Raw genomic sequence first — 18,852 nt, 5'->3', positions numbered from 1 at the left:
GTAGGAGCGGGCCACGCCCGCGAATGGCTTGGCAACGGAAAAGGTTTCGCGAGCATGGCTCGCTCCTACGGGTGTTGGCAGCAGAGTCATAACGGAGTTTCCAGAGCAGCGTCAGTGCGCACACCGCGCCAGCGGTTAACCCGGTGGCGCAGGCGGTCGAAATACAGGTAGATCACTGGGGTGGTGTAGAGAGTCAGCAACTGGCTCAGTACCAGCCCACCGACAATGGTGATGCCCAGCGGCTGGCGCATCTCCGAGCCTTCGGCGCTGCTGAGCATCAGCGGCAGCGCGCCGAGAATCGCCGCCAGGGTAGTCATCATGATTGGCCTAAAACGCAGCAGACAGGCCTGGCGGATCGACTCCTCCGGACTCAGGTGCTGCTGGCGTTCCAGCTGCAGGGCCAGGTCGATCATCAGAATCGCGTTCTTCTTGACGATGCCGATCAGCAAAAACAGACCGAGCAGTGAAATCAGGCTGAATTCGATGCTCATCAGCTGCAACGCAAGCAGCGCGCCGACCCCGGCCGAGGGTAAGGTGGAGAGAATGGTCAGCGGGTGGATATAGCTCTCGTACAGCACACCGAGAACGATATACACCACCACTAGGGCCAGCAAAATCATCCACGGCTGATTCTGCTGGGTTTTCTGGAAGGCGCCGCCAGTGCCGCCGAGCATGCCCTGCACTTCGGTGGGCAAACCGACCCGTGCAACCGCGTTGTTGATCGCCGCGCTAGCCTGATCCAGGCTGATGTCTTCGGCCAGGGCGAAGCCGATATTTTCCGCGGCGAACTGGCCCTGGTGGTGCACGCGGTCCTCTTCCAGGCTGCGCTCCCAGCGCGCGAAGCTGGACAGCGGCACTCGCGCGCCCTCAGCGGTGATCAGCTGAATCTGGTTGAGGGTTTCCGGGTACTGGGCGAACTGCGGGTTGATCTCCATCACCACGCTGTACTGATTGAGGCTGTCGTAGATGGTCGAGACCTGACGCTGACTAAAGGCGTTATTCAGCACCGCGGTGATCATATTCATGTCCACGCCCAGGCGCTTGGCCATATCACGGTCAACCACCAGGCGGATCTGCTGGGTGCCTTCGGCCTCCTTGGCGTCGATGTCGGTCAGTTCCGGCAGGGCGCGCAGTGCTTCGCGTACCGGCGGAAGCCATTTGCGCAACTCGTCGAGATCGCCGGACAGCAGCATGTATTCGTTTTCCGAGCTGCGCCCTTCTCGCCCGCCGATCTGCAGGTCCTGATCAGGCATCAGGAACATGCGCCCGCCGGGCACTTTCGGCACCGATTGGCGCAGGCGGTTGATCACGTCCTGGGCACTGGCATTACGCTCACTCACCGGTTTCAAGCGCACGATCATAAAAGCGTTGTTGATCCCGCCGCTGCCGCCGATAAACCCGGCCACGCTGTCCACCGCAGGATCAGCCAGCACGGCGCGGCGGTAGATTTCCATTTTCGGCTGCATCACCTGAAACGACAGGCCGTCATCACCGCGGATAAAGCCGATCAGCTGGCCGGTGTCCTGCTGCGGCATAAAGGTTTTCGGCACGCTGACAAACAGGAAGATGTTCAGCGCGATGGTCGCCAGCAGGCTAAACAGCATCAGCAAAGAGTGTTTTAGCGCCCAGTCCAAACCGCGCGCGTAAAACGCCAGCACGCGCGTCTGCACGGCCCCGCCCCAACGCTGCATGGCGCTGGGCTGGTGCTCGGCGGTTTCGGCCTTGAGCCAGCGCGCGCAGAGCATCGGAGTGAGGGTCAGCGACACCAGCAGGGAAATCACGATGGCCACGGCCAGGGTGATGGAAAACTCGCGGAACAGCCGCTCGACGATGCCGCCCATAAACAGGATCGAGATAAACACCGCAACCAAGGAGAGGTTCATCGCCAGCAGGGTGAAGCCCACCTCGCGCGCGCCCTTGAACGCTGCCGCCATGGGCGTTTCGCCGGCCTCGATATGCCGAGAGATGTTTTCCAAAACGACGATGGCATCGTCCACCACCAGGCCAGTGGCGATAATCAGCGCCATCAGCGACAGGTTGTTCAGGGAGAAATCCAGCAGGTACATCACCGCAAAGGTGCCAACCAGCGACACCGGCACGGCCAGGGCCGGAATCAGCGCCGCGCGCCAACGGCCGAGGAAGGCAAACACCACCAGAATCACCAGCACCACAGCGATCAGCAGGGTTTGCTCGGCCTCGTGCAGGGTGGCGCGAATTACCGGCGAACGGTCCATCGCCACTTCCAGCGCGATACTGGCGGGAATCACCGCACGCAGGGCCGGCAGCTGCTCGCGAATGCCGGCGATGGTTTCGATGATATTGGCCCCGGTCTGCCGGTTGATCACCAGCAGCACGGCCTGCTGATCGTTGAAGAAACCGCTGTTGTAGCGGTCCTCGACGCCATCGGTAACTTTGGCCACATCGCCCAGGCGTACCGCCGCGCCATCCTGGTAACGAATGATCAGCGGCAGGTAATCGGCGGCCTTTTCCAGTTGATCGCTGGCCTGTACCTGCCAGTGCCGCTCGGCATCTTCCACCGCGCCCTTCGGCCGTTTGGCGTTGGCCGCACTGATGCTCTGGCGCACTTCATCGAGGGCGATGCCGTACTGATCGAGAAGGCGCGGCTCCAGGGCCACGCGCACGGCGGGCAAGGAGCTGCCGCCGATCTGCACTTCACCAACGCCGGTTACCTGGGCGAGCTTCTGCGCCAGGATGGTCGAAGCCACGTCGTACAGCTGGCCCTTGTTGAGCACATCGCTGGTCAGCGACAGCACCATGATCGGCGCTTGCGACGGGTTGACCTTGGCGTAGGTGGGCATGCTGCGCATGCCGCTGGGCAGCAGTTCGCGTGAGGCATTGATCGCCGCCTGTACCTCGCGGGCAGCGGCGTTGATGTCCCGATCCAGGTCGAACTGGATCATGATCCGCGTGTTGCCCTGGCTGCTGCGGCTATTCATCTGGCTGATGCCGGCGATGGTACCGAGCGAGCGCTCCAGCGGCGTCGCTACGCTGGACGCCATGATCTGCGGGCTGGCCCCCGGCAGGCTGGCCTGCACGGTAATCGTGGGGAAATCCATTTGCGGCAGCGGCGCCACCGGCAGCAGACCGAAGCTGACGCCGCCAAGCAACAGAATCGCCAGGCTCAGCAACAGGGTTGCCACCGGCCGGCGGATAAAGGGGCCGGAGAGGTTCATGGGTTGACCACAAGCCCGGCCGCGCTACGGCCACTGATGCGCCGCGACAGGCGATCGAAGTACAGGTAGATCACTGGCGTAGTGAACAGGGTGAGGATCTGGCTCAGCAGCAGCCCGCCGACCATCACCAGCCCAAGCGGCTGACGCAGCTCGGCCCCGGAGCCGGTGGCCAGCATCAGTGGAATCGCGCCAAACAGCGCGGCCAGGGTGGTCATCAGAATCGGCCGGAAGCGCAAAAGCGCTGCCTGGTAGATCGCCGCTTCCGGCTGCATGCCCTGGTTGCGTTCGGCGTCGAGGGCGAAGTCGATCATCATGATCGCGTTCTTCTTGACGATGCCGATCAGCAGAATGATGCCGATGATCGCGATCAACCCCAGTTCGTTGCCGCTGATCAGCAACGCCAGCAGCGCGCCAACGCCCGCCGAGGGCAAGGTGGAGAGGATGGTAATCGGGTGGATATAGCTCTCGTAGAGCACACCGAGCACGATGTACATGGTGACGATGGCCGCCAGAATCAGCAGCAAGGTGCTCGACAAGGAGGCGCGGAAGGCTTCAGCCGCGCCCTGGAAGCGCGTCTGCACCGCTGGCGGAATGCCGATCTCCTGCTCGATCCGCTCGATCACCGCCACCGCCTCGCCCAGCGACACGCCGCTGGCCAGGTTGAATGACAGGGTCGCAGCCGGGAATTGGCCGATATGGTTGATCAGCAGGCTGGCTGCGCGTTCTTCCACCTGGGCCAGGGTCGACAGCGCGACCTGCTGGCCATCGGCGGCCTTGACGTGAATCTGCCGCAGCGCCGCCGGGCCGATGCTGCCGGCGTTCTCGCTTTCCAGCACCACGCGGTACTGGCTGGCCTGGGTATAGATGGTGGAAATCTGCCGCTGGCCAAAGGCGTCGTACAGCGCGTTGTCGATATCGGCAATGCTTACGCCGAGGCGCCCGGCCATGTCGCGGTCGATCTGCAAAAACACCTGCAGGCCACGGTTTTGCAGATCACTGGCCACGTCAGTCAGCTCCGGCTGCTCGCGCAGCGCGCTGACCAGCTTGGGCACCCACTCTTCCAGCAGGCTGATATCAGGCGACTCCATGCTGAACTGGAACTGCGTGCGGCTGACCCGATCCTCGATGGACAGGTCCTGCACCGGCTGCAGGTACAGCTCGATCCCAGGAATCCGCGCCAACTCCGGGCGCAGGCGTTCGATGATCTGACTGGCGCTGACATCGCGCTCGGCCCGTGGCGTCAGATTGATCAGCAGGCGGCCGCTATTGAGCGTCGGATTGTCACCGTCCACGCCGATATAGGACGACAGGCTGGCCACGGCCGGGTCCTGCAGAATCACCTCGGCCAGGCGTTGCTGACGCTCGCTCATGGCGCGGAAGGAAATCGACTGCGGCGCCTCGGAAATGCCCTGGATTACCCCGGTGTCCTGCACCGGGAAGAAGCCCTTGGGCACGGCCAGGTAGAGCACTACGGTCAGCGCCATGGTGCCGATAGCCACCAGCAGGGTCAGCGGCTGATGCTTGAGTACCCAGGTCAGCCACACGCCGTAACGGGCGATCATGCCGTCGATCACCGCCCCGGCGGCGCGGTAGAAGCGCCCTTCTTCTTCGGGCTTTTCCGCCTTGAGCAGGCGCGCGCACATCATCGGCGTCAGGGTCAGCGACACCACCAGGGAAATCAGAATGGCCACCGCCAGAGTGATGGCGAATTCGCGGAACAGCCGCCCCACTACGTCGGCCATAAACAGCAGCGGAATCAGTACCGCGATCAACGAAATAGTCAGCGACACCAGGGTAAAGCCGATCTGCCGCGCGCCCTTTAGCGCCGCATTTAGCGGGGTTTCGCCCTCTTCCAGATGACGGGCGATGTTCTCCAGCATGACGATGGCATCGTCCACCACAAAGCCGGTGGCGATGGTCAGGGCCATCAACGTCAGGTTGTTGATGGTGAAACCGGCCAGGTACATCACGCCGAAGGTGCCGATCAGCGACAGCGGCACAACGATGGACGGGATGATGGTCGCCGACACCTTGCGCAGAAACAGGAAGGTCACCAGCACCACCAGGGCGATGGCCAGCAGCAGCTCATGCTGCACGCCCTTGACCGCCGCGCGGATGGTTTCGGTGCGGTCGGTCAGCATGCTGACCTCGACGCTGGCCGGCAGGCCCTGGGTTAGGTTGGGCAGCAGGGTCTGAATACTGTCGACCACATCAATCACGTTGGCGCCGGGTTGGCGCTGCACATTGACCAGTACCGCCTCGTTGCGATTGGCCCAGGCAGCCAGGCGCTGGTTTTCCGCACCATCGATGATCTCGGCGACATCTTTCAGGCGCAGCGTGGCGCCATTCTGGTAGCCGAGAATCAGCTCGCGATATTCGTCGACGGATTTCAGCTGGTCATTGGCATCCAGCTGCGACACCCGGGTCGGGCCGTCGAAGTTGCCCTTGGGCTGATTGACGTTGCTGGCGGTGATCAGCGTGCGCACATCGCTGAGGTTCAAGCCATAAGAAGCCAATGCTTCCGGGTTGACTCGCAAACGCACGGCCGGACGTTGGCCGCCAGCCAGGGTGACCAGACCGACGCCGCTGGTTTGCGCCAGCTTCTGCGCCAGACGGGTATCGACCAGATCGAACACCTGCGGCAGCGGCATGGTTTTCGAGCTGATGGCCAGGGTCAGTACCGGGGTGTCGGCCGGGTTGACCTTGTTGTACACCGGCGGTGCCGGCAGGTCGCTGGGCAGCAGGTTGTTTGCGCCATTGATCGCCGCCTGCACTTCCTGTTCGGCGACATCCAGCTGCACTTCCAGGTTAAAGCGCAGGGTAATCACCGAGGCGCCGCCGGAGCTGGTCGAAGACATCTGTTTCAGCCCGGCCATCTGGCCGAACTGGCGCTCCAGCGGCGCGGTAACCGCACTGGTCATCACGTCCGGGCTGGCGCCGGGGTACAGGGTCATCACCCGAATGGTCGGGTAATCCACTTCCGGCAGCGCCGAGACCGGCAGTAAGCGGTAGGCGATCAAACCGCTCAAGAAGATCGCCAGCATGATCAGCGTGGTGGCGACCGGACGCAGGATAAACAGGCGAGAGGCGTTCATTGGGCGCGCGGCGCTCGTTTACGTTCAGAGGTTGCCGGTTCGGTCTGGGTGGCAACCGGTTTGTCGTCGATAACCTCTACCTTGTTGCCGGAGCGCAGTCGGTCGGTGCCTTCCAACACCAGGCGGTCGCCCGGATTGAGGCCCTGCTCGACCACACTGAGCAAGCCGTCGCTGGCACCAACGCTGATCGGCGTCAGCTGTACCTTGTCTTCAGCATCCACCACATAGGCGAAGGTGCCGCTGGCACCGAACTGCAGCGCCGCGGCCGGCATCAGGGTGACGTTCTGCAGGGTTTTCACCCGCAGGCGCACGTTGACAAATTGGTTGGGAAACAGCACTTCCTCGGCATTGGCGAAGCGCGCCTTGAGCTTGACCGTGCCGGTGGCGGTGTCGATCAGGTTGTCGACGCTCTCCAGCTCGCCTTCAGCCAGTTTGAGTTTTTCACTGCGGTCCCAAGCCTCGACGGTTAGGGTCGCACCACTGCGCAGTTGCTGCACCACTGCCGGCAATTCGGCTTCGGGCAGGGTAAACATCACGGCAATCGGCAGGGTCTGGGTAATCACCACCAGCGGCAGCTCGTCGCCGGAGCTGACCAGGTTGCCGACATCGGCCTGGCGGATGCCCAGGCGGCCGGTAATAGGTGCGCGAATCTGGGTGAAATCCAGATTCAGCCGCGCAGTGGCGACATCAGCCTGCAGACTTTTGATGCCCCCACGGTACTGGTTGACCAGAGACTCCTGGGTGTCGAGGGTCTGCTTGGCTATCGAGTCTTCGGCATACAGGCCTCGGTAGCGCGCCAGGTCCAGCTCGGCATTGCGCAGCTGCGCCTGGCTCTCCTGTAGCGCGCCCTGGGCTTGCTGCAGAGCAATTTCATAGGCGCGTGGGTCAATCACGGCCAACAGATCACCGGCTTTGACCTGTTGGCCGTCCTTGAACACCAGCTTGACCAGTTCGCCATCCACTCGACCGCGCACATTGACCGTGTTGTAGGCGGTGACAGTGCCCAAGGCCTTGAGCTCAACCGGGAAGTCGCCCTGGCTGACACTGGCAACGCGTACCGGTACCGGACCGCCATCACGCCAAGGGCCGCCACGCTTGGGCGCTTCCGGCGAGCTGGGCCAGAACCACCACAGCAGTAAGGCAAGAGCAACCAGCGCGAGCGAGCCGAGCAGCCATTGCCGCGACAGGTTGCGAGGACGGGTGGTGAACTGTGTATCAGGCATGGCAACGATCACTTTCTTGGGGAGCGTGAACGATATGCACTATCAGCCAGCCTGCAAAGCCTCTTTACCGCCTATTTACCTTTTCCTTACGTAACTAAATATCTGATCCGAATAGAAAATTGTTGGGGCAGTGTTCAATGTCACGTAACGACAGCCCGCAGGGATGGCGGGACACAAATGAAAACGGCCTGCAAAGCAGGCCGTAGGTGCAGCGATAAACAACTGTTACTTGAGCACAGCCAGGGCCGCCTCGTAGTTCGGCTCATCAGCAATTTCACTGACCATCTCGCTGTGCAGCACTTTATCGTGCTCATCCAGCACCACCACGGCACGGGCGGCAACACCCACCAGCGGGCCGCTGGCAATCGCCACGCCGTAGTTCTGCAGGAAGTCGGCGCCACGCATGGTCGACAGGTTGATCACGTTCTGCAGACCTTCGGCACCACAGAAACGCGCCTGGGCGAACGGCAGGTCAGTGGAAATGCACAGCACCACGGTATTGGCCAGCTGGCTAGCACTGGTGTTGAAGGTACGCACGGAGGTGGCGCAGGTCGGGGTGTCCACGCTTGGGAAAATGTTCAGGACTTTGCGCTTGCCGGCCAGGCTGGCCAGGCTCACATCGCTCAGGTCACCGGCAACCAGGCTAAATGCCGGCGCTTGTTGACCAACCTGCGGCAGTTGGCCGGTGACTTCAACCGGGGAACCTTTGAGAGTGACTTGTGCCATGGGAACGATCCTTATCAGTGGAGTTGAGGGGCGGAAAACAAGTAAGGGCGCGAACCTGCCAAATGGCAAGCTCGCGCCCTCTTGAAGCAAACCGTTGAAAAACGTAGGCGAGGCAGGCAGGACAAGGCAAAAACAGGCGAGGAAGCGGAGTTTACGGGTTTGTAAATGAGCATTCCGAGCCTGTTTTTAACGCGGTACTGCCAACGCAGGTAGTTTTGCAACGGCTTGCCAGAGCGGGCAAGCATAGTTGACCAATGAGTCAGACTACCCTGCCCGTCTAAGCGACACATCAATTTTTTGCGAAGTGATCCTTGGTCAGCTTGACCACGATCGGGCTCAGCAACAGTAGCGACAACAGGTTAGGAATCGCCATCAGACCGTTGAGGGTGTCCGCCACCAGCCAGGCGAAGTCCAGCTGGGCAATCGCGCCGAACGGCACGGCTACCACCCAGAGAATGCGGAACGGCAGGATCGACTTGGTGCCGACCATGTATTCCCAGCACTTCTCGCCGAAGTAGCTCCAGCCGAGGATGGTGGTAAAGGCAAACACCACCAGGGCAATGGTCAGAATATAACCACCGACGCCCGGCATGGCCTGCTCAAAGGCAGCAGCAGACAACGCCGCACCGCTGACGCCGCTGGTCCACACGCCGGAAGTGATGATCGCCAAGCCAGTCATCGAGCAGATGATGATGGTGTCGATAAAGGTCCCGAGCATGCCGATCATCCCGGAGCGTACCGGGCTGTTAGTGGTGCCGGCCGCCTGAGCGATGCCCGCAGTACCCAGACCGGCTTCGTTGGAAAAGATCCCGCGCGCCACACCGAAGCGAATCGCTGCCATAACCGCCGCACCGGCAAAACCACCCGTCGCTGCAATCGGAGTGAAGGCGTAGGTGAAGATCATTTCAAAGGCAGCAGGAATTTCCGCGGCATTGACCACCAGCACCACCATGGCGGCGATGATGTAGGCCACACACATAAAGGGCACCAGGGTCGCGGCGACCTTACCGATGCGCTTGATACCGCCGAGGATCACCATGCCGACAAACAGCATGGTCACCACGCCGGTAACCCACAGCGGAATATTGAAGGTGGTTTGCAGGGCTGCGGCCATGCTGTTGACTTGCACCATGTTGCCGATGCCAAAACCGGCAAAGCCGCCAAAGATGGCGAACGCGGTGCCCAGCCACAGCCACTTCTTACCCAGGCCGTTCTTGATCGCGTACATCGGGCCGCCGACATGCTCGCCGCGCTCGTCCTTCTCGCGGTAATGCACCGCCAGTACCACTTCGCAGTACTTGGTGGCCATGCCGACCAGTGCGGTGCACCACATCCAGAACAACGCGCCTGGGCCGCCAAGGAAGATCGCGGTGGCCACACCGGCGATATTGCCGGTACCAACGGTGGCGGCCAGGCAGGTCATCAGCGCCTGGAACGGGCTGATCTCGCCGCTCTCGGTATCGCCTTTCTGACGGCCTTGCCACATCAGTTTGAAGCCTGCGCCGATCTTGCTCAGCGGCATGAATTTCAGGCGCAACATGAGGAACAAACCAGTGCCGAGAATCAGCACCAGCATGGGCGGGCCCCAGACCACGCCATTGAGTTGATTAACCAGGGTGTTGACGAATTCCATGCTCATTTCCTTATTCTTGTAGTGAACGCGAGGTGGGTAGCCTTCGCTTGTCCGATTGCCGGGTAGGCCAGGCTGTTACGCAGAACGCGAGCCGGGTTGGCGCGCCTGCAAACAACGGATCGGGCTATACCAGTCAGCACGACGACTGCCCGGTGATCAGCGGCGGTCAGTATATGAAGACTGTGATAGTGGTTTTCACTGTTTAGATTTCAACGCTCAGACGTTTTGAGCGAGGGGCGTAATTTAAACGCGAATTTAATGGCTTAATCCAGCATTAACCCGCACAAACAGCCCCTAAAAATCACGCCGATAGAATAAATCCAGAGAACTGGCCAGCCCGCTGGCAGCCTCGAGGTAGAGCCGTTTGCTCAGCTCATAGCGTAAGGCGATGGTATTGGCGGGTTCAAACACCCCCACGCCGTAACGCAAGCTCAGGCGCTCGGACAGGTTGCCGCTGGCCACCACACTTGTGGTCACTCCAGAACCCTGGGTGTCGAGCTGGAAATCGCTGATACCCAAGCCCTGCGCCAGGCTATTGGCTAATGGCGCGCTGCCGGCCATGCCCAAGGCCAACGCGGCTTGTGCAAGCATATTGTTGTCGCCACCACCCTGCCCCAGGGGCCGCCCCATGATCAGGTAGGACAACGCCTGCTCCTGGCTCATGGCCGGCTCGGAAAACACTTCACTGGTCGGTTGCGCAGCATTGCCGCTCAGACGCAGGCCGGCGGTGACGTCATCGACCTGGCGCACCGCTTCGATATCGAGAAATGGCTGGTCAATCGGCCCGGCAAACAGCAAACGCGCACGGCGCACGTTAAGGCGCTGACCATAAGCGCGGAAGCGACCCTTGTTCAGGCTTAGCTCGCCGCGTGTGTCCAGGTCATTCCCAATATGCACACGGCCAAGCAGTTCAGCATCCAGGCCAAAGCCGCTGAAGGTCAGGCGCTGTTGGCCGACCTCGACGCCGACATCCATGGCAATCGCTGTAGCCTGCCGTTGCGTGCTCTCGTGGCCCACCACCTGGGCATCGCTGGAAACCTGCACAGTCGAGGGCGGCAGCTCGCGCACTTCAATCTTGCCGCTGGGGATCAGCACCTTGCCGGCCACCGACAGCTGCTCATCACGCAGGTTTAAACGCAGGTCCGGTTCGACCTCCAGCGCGGCGTAAGGCTCCACCGTGACCGGCAGCCGGCTGCCACGCAGCTGCATATCCGCCACCAGCCCATTGGCCCAGCTCAGCTCGCCATTCAGGCTGCCCTGCCCGTGCTCGCCGCTACGCCAATCGCCCTCCAGCAGCAACCGCTCACCCTCGATTTGCGCCTGCAGTTGCAGCTGCTCGATATTCATCGGCAACTCGCCACCGCTTATTTCGCCATTTAGCACGCGCAAGTTGCCGTTCACCTGCGGTGCCAACAGCCCGCCCGATAGCGTGCCGGCGCCATTCAGTTGCCCGGCGATACGCTCGACCATCGGTACAAACGGGCGAGCCAGGGCCAGGTCCAGGCCATTCAAGCGGAAGCTGCCGGACAGCGGCTTGCTCGCTGGGCGCGGGTCAAGCTGAGCCTGCAGCGACAGCTCACCAATCGCCGGGCCGCGCAACTCCAACAAACTGTCGATGCGTTGCGGGCGCAATTGCGCGCTCAGGCGCAGGCTGTCGTAGGCAAAATCCAGCCACTGTTGCTGATCACGGATACGCCAGACGCCGCTGCCGGCATCCAGCTCCAGGCTGCCATTCGGCCCGCTGGCCGGCAGATCTAGCTGAAGCCGACCGTTAAGCTGGCCCTGCCAGGCGAAATCTTGGGGCCACAGGGCAGCCAGGCTATCCATGGGGAAGTCGCTCAGCTGGTAGTTCAGCTTGGGCTGCGGCAGCAGGCGCTGCTGCGTGCCACACAGGCCGGCCTCTCCAGAACGCCAGCAATGCGCGCCGAGGCTGAGCTGCCCATCAGCCAGCCGCACCAGCGCGGCTGGCTGTTGCAGGCGCCAGTCCTGCCCGCCGCTTTGCACTTCGCCACGGTTCAGGCTGCCGCGCCAGTTGCCCTTGTCCAGCTTGCCAGACAGGGCCAACTGACTTTGCAGCAAGGGGCCTTGTAGTTGCAGTTCAAGGCTTTGTTGCTGCTGGTCACCGGCGGCAGTGACGTCCAGGCGACCCAGCTCGGTTTCACCCAGCTGAATACCCAGTGCTTTCAGGGTAATCCGGCCACGTTGAGCGCTGTTCAGGCTGGCGTCGAGCTTGAGCTGTTGCAGGCGCTGATCTTCAAAGGCCAGCCGCTGGCCCTGCAGCTGTAGCTGGCCTTGGGGCGCTTGCAGGTTGCCGGCCAGATCCAGCTGGCCATTGAGCTGGCCCTGCAATCCCGGCCAGAGCTGACCCAGTCGCGGCATCGCCAGCAGCAACTGGCCGCTCAACTGTTGACGCAGCGCTGCTTGGCCGCTGATACGGTTATCACCCAGGCGGATATCCAGCGCACTCAACTCGCCCTGCTTCAGGCCGCCAGCGAACTTCGCCAGCAACGTGGCCGGCTGACCCCGCAAACGACCAGTGAGATCGATATCGGCGGTGAGGTTGAGCTGCTGATTGACCAGACTGCCGGAGCTGTTCAAGGGGCCGGCAAGCGTGCCGGGCAACTCAGCCAGCCAGTACGCTGGGTCAAGCTGGCTCAACTGCAAACGCACATCCCAGCTCAGTTGCTCGGCAAACCCCAGGCTGAGCTGACCTTCGGCGCTGCCTTGGCCGGCCTGCAGGCGCAGCTCGGGCAGGTACAGGTTCTTCAGGTCGCCACTGAGTGGGCTTTGCAGGCTGAATGCACCGGCCGGGCCATCCAGCTCGGCGGCGAAATGCCCGAGGTAGTTACCATCCTGATAAGCCAGCTCACCCTTGAGCGTTTGCAACGCCACCGGCAGCTCTTCCTCCAGTGGATAAAGACGCTGCCAGGGGAAGTTTTGCCAGCTGAAGCGGCTGTCCAGGCTCAGGCCCTGCTGCCAGTTCAACTCGCCACTAAGCTGTACCTGCTGATCAGGTTCTGCTGTGAGACTCAGATTACTGACGGTCGCGCCGTCTGCCTTAAACAGCCCCGCCAACGCCAAGGCGATCGGTCCCTCGGCTGCCGGCAAACTGCCACTGCTGACGACCTGATAGCCATCCTGCAGATCGCCTTGCGCATTTAGCTCCACCTGCTCAAGAGCCAGGCTATCCGGCAGTCCAGCGCTGGCCTTGAAGGCCGCAACCTGCAAACGCAGTTGGGCCGGCAGATGCTCTTCCAATGGCTGCAGCCAGCCCGTCAGTTCGCCGGTCAGATACCCACTGCTGCTGGCCGTGAGCTGCACCCTTTCGCGCAGCTCACCATCAAGCTGCAGTGCTACCGGCCAGGCCTGCTGCTCGGGCGCGGGGAGTTGCAGTTGTCCGTTTAGCCGCAACGGCCAGTTGCCGGAGGTTCGCACCTGGCCTTGTAGCGCGAGCTGCAGTTCGGCGCTGCGCAGGCTGAGGGTATCGACCTGGATGCCCTGCGATGTCCAGCGCGCGGTCAGCTGCAAGCCTTGCAACTGTTCGACGCCATTAAGCTGCAGGCTGTCGATCTGCACCTGACCCAGTTGCAGTGCCAGTGGCAGGCTCAGGTCCGGCAGACTGAACGGCTCGCTACTGGGTGGCCCATCGTCCGGGAAAATCAGGCTGATTGGCCCGCTGTGCAGCCGCTCGATACACAGAGTCAGGCGCAGCAGACAAGCTGGCGACCAATCCAGGCTAGGCGCCATCACTAGCACACTGTCATCGCCCTGCTGCCAGCGCAGCTGTGCCGCCTTCCAGCTACCACCCAGACGGCCGTTGAAGTCGTCCACCTGCAAGCCCGGCACTTGCGCCAATAACCAGCGACTGCCGCTCTGGCTGCCCAGCATCAGGCTAAGGCTGATAGCCAGCACAAGCAGCAATCCGAGTAGGCCGAGTAAGCCATTGCGCAGGCGACGCTTCATAGCTCCGGGCCCATGGAGAAATGCAGGCGCACGCCGCCCTGGTCATCCAGCGGGTGCGCTAGGTCGAGGCGCAACGGCCCCAGTGGCGACACCCAGCGCACGCCTATGCCCACGGCGCTTTTCAGCGATGGAATCGCCAGTGAGTCGAAGGTATTGCCCTGATCGAAGAAGCTCGCCAGGCGCCAGCGCTCGGTCAGGCTGTACTGGTATTCCAGGCTGGCGGCAAACAGGTAGCGACCGCCGACCTTGTCGCCGGCGCGGTTTTCCGGTGACAGACTCTGGTAGTCATAACCGCGCACGCTCTGATCGCCACCGGCAAAGAAGCGCAGCGACGGCGGCACCTTGGCAAAGCCATCGGACTCAGTGCCGCCCACTTGCACCCGGCCGAGCAACCTGTGCCGGGTAAATAGCGTGGTCAAGCCTTTAAGTTGGACATTACCGTGCAACACATTGGCATCAGACAGCAGCCCCTCGGCCGCGCCGGACAAATCTAATTGCAGGCGGTAGCCGTGGTTGGGGTCGATCTGATTGTCACTCTGTAGGTAGGAATAACTGACGCCCGGCATCAGCAGCGTGCTGACGCCAGAATCATCCCCAAGCTCATACTCTTCATGCTGCCACTTCAGCGACAGTACACGCTGCCAGCCGCTGTCGAGTTTGCTGTGCCATTCCGGGCCGACGGTCAACAGGCGACTGCTGCTGTCGGTGTTGGCCAGATCTTCAGCCTGGTAACCGCCAGCCACGCGCAATTTGTCGGTCAGCGGCGGATCGAGCGGCACGTCGTACCACAGGCCGACATTCTGCCGCGGCGCCGACAATTCGAACTCAGCGCCGTAACTATGCCCCTGCGGGTTGGCCCAGTGCCGTGTCCAGTCGGCCCGACCGCGCGGACCAACATCGGTGGAAAACCCCAAGCCAAGGCCCATGCTGCGCGGTTTACGCGCCTGCAATTGAACCTGCACCGGAATCTGCTCGGCGTTCGCACTGGCAGGGTTGGCATCCACCTGCACCGACTCGAAATAGCCACTTGAACGCAGCGCCTGATACAGCTCGGCGATCAACGCCGAGTCATAGGGCGTATCAGCCGGGAACGGCACCATGCGCTGCAGCAATTGCTCATCAAAGGGCGCATCGCCGACAAAACTCACTTCGCCTAACTGGTAGCGCGGCCCGCTGAGGTAGATCAGCTCGATATCAGCAACCCCTGCCTCGGGGTCAATCGTCAGGCGCTGACTGCTAAAACGTCCGGCAAAGAAGCCATAACGCGAGGACTGAATCTGAATTTCGCGCTTGGCCGCATCGTAATGACCGTGGTTAAGCTGGGCACCGCTGCGCAGCTGCGGGTCATTGGGAGTGCGGAAATCGCTCAGCTGCGCGGCAGGACCTTCGACGCGCACCACCACATCACGCAAACGCACCGGCTCACCCGGCTGAATGCGCACGGTCAGGCGCGGTGTCGCGCTCTCGCCTACCTCGGTCGTGATCTGCGCCTGGTAGTAGCCCAGGGCTTGTGCGGCTTTTTCCGCCTGGCTCTCGGCCACCCGGCGAAAGCGTTGCAGGGCGTCGGCATCGCGATCGCCCAGGCTACCGATATAGCCCTCGATATTGCTTTTCAGCGCGCTATTGGCCGGATCAACCCGCACGCGCAACTGCGCTTCGGCCAGGGCCGTAGCACTCAGTAGCAGAAGAAATAGCCCTGCAAGAAGGTTGGAGAAAACAGACATGGGGGCGATGCTAGCACGAGCTCAGGGCCGACTTAGAGCACCAGCGCGGGCAAATAGTTGCGACTCGGTGTGCCGGCAGACACACCGAGCAGACCGTTGTCAGGCGCTGGCTTTGACTGCTACTTGCGGGCTTGGATGGAAGAACACGTGCTCGATAATCGGGCCTATGGCCACCTCGCCAATTTCCTCGTAACCCTGACGTTTATAGAAATCCAGGTAATGCCCGTTGCCGGTATCCAGCACCACACCCTGGGAACTGGCGTCTTCGGCGCACCAGTTGTGCAGCGCCTCAAGCAGTTGCTCACCGAGGTGCTTGCCCTGGTACTCCGGGTGGATGCCCAGCAGCGGCAACACATGGTACGGCCCCGGCGGCAGACAGGCGATCACAGCGTCGTGGTATTCCAGATAGCGCTTGGTACAGCGGAAACCGGTGGTCAGCAGCATGCGCATGCGCCAGCCCCAGCTTTCGGTGATGTCCATGCGCCGCTGCGGCGGGGCGATGAGTGCCATGCCGATCAGGCGGTCGTCGATCAGCAGGCCAATAGCTGGCAGGTCCTCACTAAAATGCTGCTGCACCAACTCGCGCACTGTGGCGCGTACACGCTGGTCATAGCCTGGCCGTTCGGCTTCAAACAGGTAGGCAAAGGTGGGGTCGTGACGGTAAGCGTGGTACAGCAACGAGCGTGCTTCGCGGGCATAGCCACTATCGAGCATACGTACTTCGGCGAGACTGTTAGGCATCTACTTGACCTCTGTTGTTCTTGATTTACTGGGCCTGCAGCCACGTTAGCACCCTGCACCCAGCGTCGCCACAGGCTGGCCGGCAGTACTGCTAATCGGCTAGCATCGCGGGCTTTCCAGAGCCACAGCCAGGACTGCCGCCCATGAAGATCGTCTCCTTCAATATCAATGGCCTGCGTGCACGCCCGCATCAACTGGCCGCATTGATCGACAAACACCAGCCGGATGTTATCGGCCTGCAGGAAACCAAAGTCTCGGACGAGCAGTTCCCCGAGGCGGATATTCGCCAGCTCGGTTACCACGTGCATTACCACGGCCAGAAAGGCCATTACGGCGTCGCCCTGCTCTCTCGCCAAGAGCCACTGAGCCTGCACAAGGGTTTTCCCGGCGATGCCGAAGACGCACAGCGGCGTTTTATCTACGGCACCTTTGCCGACGCTCAGGGCAACCCGGTAACGGTAATGAATGGCTACTTCCCCCAAGGTGAAAGCCGCGACCACCCGACTAAGTTCCCGGCCAAGCAGCGTTTCTATGCCGACCTGCAACAGCTGCTGCTCAGCCAGTTCAGCCCCGAGCAGGCGCTGGTGGTGATGGGCGATATCAATATCTCGCCCGAAGACTGCGACATCGGTATCGGCGAACCCAATCGCCTGCGCTGGCTGAGAACCGGCAAATGCAGCTTTTTGCCGGAGGAGCGCGAATGGCTGGCCACCCTGAAAAACTGGGGCCTGGTCGACAGCTTCCGCCACCTTAACCCGGCAGTGAATGACCGTTTCAGCTGGTTTGATTACCGCAGCCGCGGTTTCGAGGACGAACCCAAGCGCGGCCTGCGCATCGACGTGATTCTCGCCTCCCAGGCGTTGCAGGCGCGGATTAAGGATGCAGGCGTTGACTACGACCTGCGCGGCCTGGAAAAGCCTTCCGACCACGCGCCGATCTGGCTGGAGTTGAGCTGATAAGCTTGAGGCAGAGCCTTTAACGGATGAGTGACTGTCATATTGCAGTCACTTTTTTGTCTTATCGTCGCGGCACTTTCACTCACCCATATAAGGTGTTTGCCGCATGCCGCGTGCCTCCTCTGCCTTCGAACGTGATACCTGGATTCGTACCGTCAGCTTTCTGCTGCTTGGCTCCATCTGCTACGCCCTGCCCTGGTCGGTATTTGCCGCCCTGCCTATTCCTGGCGACAAGAGCAGCGTACTGCGTATTCAGGGGTCCAATACTATCGGCGCGCGGCTTGGCCCAGCGCTGGTCAAAGGCCTGTTCGAAGAACAGGGCCTGAGCGCCATTCGCATCGAAGCAGGCAGCGTAGAAAACGAGCAGAAGATCACCGGTAAAACCGCCGACGGCCGCAGTGTCAGCATTGAGGTGGCAGCCCACGGTTCGGGCACTGGTTTTACCTCGCTGGCCGACGGCAGCGCCGAGCTGGCTGCCTCATCCCGGCCGATCAAGGACAGCGAGGCCACCAGTCTGCAAAGGCTGGGTGATCTGAAAAGCGCCAGCGCCGAGCAGATCATCGCCCTGGATGGCCTGGCCATTATCCTGCACCCGAGCAACCCTCTCACCGCGTTGAACACCGCGCAGCTGGCGCAGATTTTTGCCGGCGAGATCAGCGACTGGGCGCAACTCGGTGCGCCAGCCGGGGTTATTACTTTGTACGCCCGTGATGACAAGTCCGGCACCTTCGACACATTCAAGGAGTTGGTACTCAGCGCCAACGGTAAAACCCTGGCTGCCAACGCCAAACGCTACGAGTCCAGCGAAAAGCTGTCTGACTCAGTCAGCCAGGACCCTAACGGCATCGGCTTTATTGGCCTGCCCTATATCCGTCAGGCCAAGGCCGTGGCGATTGCCGCTGGCGACTCGCAACCGATGTTGCCAAGCCTGACCCTGATTGCCACCGAGGATTACCCGCTGTCGCGCCGGCTGTTCCTTTATAACCAGCCGGAACTGAGCAACCCCTGGGGCCGTGCCCTGGTGCAGTTCGCCCACAGCACACGTGGCCAGGCGATTGTCGACCAGAACGGCTTTATTGCGCAGACCGTGCAGGCGGTGAAAATTCCCGCCAACGCGCAAATGCCCGCGGACTACCAGGCCTTGGCGCAGAATGCCCAGCGTCTGTCGGTGAACTTCCGCTTTCAGGAAGGCAGCGCCAACCTCGACAACAAGGCCTTGCGCGACCTAAACCGGCTGATGGCCTACCTGCGCGAGCAGGACAAGCTGCGCGACAAGGTGGTGCTGGTGGGATTCGGCGATGCCAAGGCTGACACCGCACGCGCTGAGCTGCTCTCCAAACTGCGCGCCATGGCCGTGCGCCGCGAGCTGAACAAGGGCGGCGTGATCTTTCGCGACATCATCGGTATGGGTGATGAACTGCCGGTAGCCGCCAACAGCGCCGATGAAGGGCGGATCAAGAATCGCCGGGTGGAGGTCTGGGTTTACTGAACCTGGCTCAACCCCGGCGTTGCTTGCAGGTATTGCAGCATCAGGGCGTGATTAACCGCGCCGAGTGGCTAAGCTGAACAGACTTTCTCGCCTCTAGTTTGAGGTTCT

10 protein-coding genes are annotated in these 18,852 nt (G+C 61.7%); 2 read left to right on the top strand and 8 right to left on the bottom strand.

Going from position 1 to position 18,852, the window contains the following annotated elements; all coding sequences use genetic code 11:
* Positions 1-86 precede the first annotated feature (86 nt).
* The 8 genes from AACY25_RS08960 to AACY25_RS08925 all read right to left on the bottom strand — a co-directional run bounded on the left by AACY25_RS08960 (position 87) and on the right by AACY25_RS08925 (position 16,299).
* The gene (locus AACY25_RS08960) at positions 87-3,194 is read right to left on the bottom strand and encodes an efflux RND transporter permease subunit (RefSeq protein WP_339523974.1); all 3,108 of its coding nucleotides are present in this window, start codon (positions 3,192-3,194) and stop codon (positions 87-89) included.
* Positions 3,191-6,289 (bottom strand): MdtB/MuxB family multidrug efflux RND transporter permease subunit, encoded by a 3,099-nt coding sequence (locus AACY25_RS08955; RefSeq protein ID WP_339523972.1) that lies wholly within the window; start codon positions 6,287-6,289, stop codon positions 3,191-3,193. The genes AACY25_RS08960 and AACY25_RS08955 overlap by 4 nt, the downstream gene beginning before the upstream one ends.
* Positions 6,286-7,512 (bottom strand): MdtA/MuxA family multidrug efflux RND transporter periplasmic adaptor subunit, encoded by a 1,227-nt coding sequence (locus tag AACY25_RS08950; protein ID WP_339523970.1) that lies wholly within the window; start codon positions 7,510-7,512, stop codon positions 6,286-6,288. Before AACY25_RS08950 ends, AACY25_RS08955 begins: the two co-directional genes overlap by 4 nt.
* Positions 7,513-7,737: 225 nt before the next feature.
* On the bottom strand, positions 7,738-8,238 hold the full coding sequence (gene tpx, locus AACY25_RS08945; protein WP_339523969.1) for a thiol peroxidase: 501 nt from the start codon (positions 8,236-8,238) through the stop codon (positions 7,738-7,740).
* 289 nt (positions 8,239-8,527) lie between these two features.
* A complete protein-coding gene (locus AACY25_RS08940; protein ID WP_339523967.1) occupies positions 8,528-9,871 on the bottom strand; it encodes an alanine/glycine:cation symporter family protein in 1,344 nt (447 codons plus the stop codon).
* Positions 9,872-10,165: 294 nt separating this feature from the next.
* Complete coding sequence (locus tag AACY25_RS08935) at positions 10,166-13,834, bottom strand: translocation/assembly module TamB domain-containing protein (RefSeq protein WP_339523965.1); 3,669 nt, start codon at positions 13,832-13,834, stop codon at positions 10,166-10,168.
* Entirely contained in the window at positions 13,831-15,558 is a 1,728-nt protein-coding gene (locus AACY25_RS08930; protein WP_339523962.1) for an autotransporter assembly complex protein TamA, read from the bottom strand. The genes AACY25_RS08935 and AACY25_RS08930 overlap by 4 nt, the downstream gene beginning before the upstream one ends.
* A 99-nt stretch (positions 15,559-15,657) precedes the next feature.
* The gene (locus AACY25_RS08925) at positions 15,658-16,299 is read right to left on the bottom strand and encodes a GNAT family N-acetyltransferase (protein ID WP_339411307.1); all 642 of its coding nucleotides are present in this window, start codon (positions 16,297-16,299) and stop codon (positions 15,658-15,660) included.
* 143 nt (positions 16,300-16,442) lie between these two features.
* Between AACY25_RS08925 and xthA the strand changes: the two genes are divergently transcribed.
* The gene (gene xthA, locus AACY25_RS08920) at positions 16,443-17,255 is read left to right on the top strand and encodes an exodeoxyribonuclease III (protein ID WP_339523961.1); all 813 of its coding nucleotides are present in this window, start codon (positions 16,443-16,445) and stop codon (positions 17,253-17,255) included.
* A 106-nt stretch (positions 17,256-17,361) separates the two neighbouring features.
* Complete coding sequence (locus AACY25_RS08915) at positions 17,362-18,744, top strand: phosphate ABC transporter substrate-binding/OmpA family protein (protein WP_339523960.1); 1,383 nt, start codon at positions 17,362-17,364, stop codon at positions 18,742-18,744.
* Positions 18,745-18,852 lie beyond the last annotated feature (108 nt).

The organism is Pseudomonas sp. EA_35y_Pfl2_R111, from assembly GCF_963970955.1.
Lineage (GTDB): Bacteria > Pseudomonadota > Gammaproteobacteria > Pseudomonadales > Pseudomonadaceae > Aquipseudomonas.
This window is presented reverse-complemented; position numbering and strand designations above follow the sequence as displayed.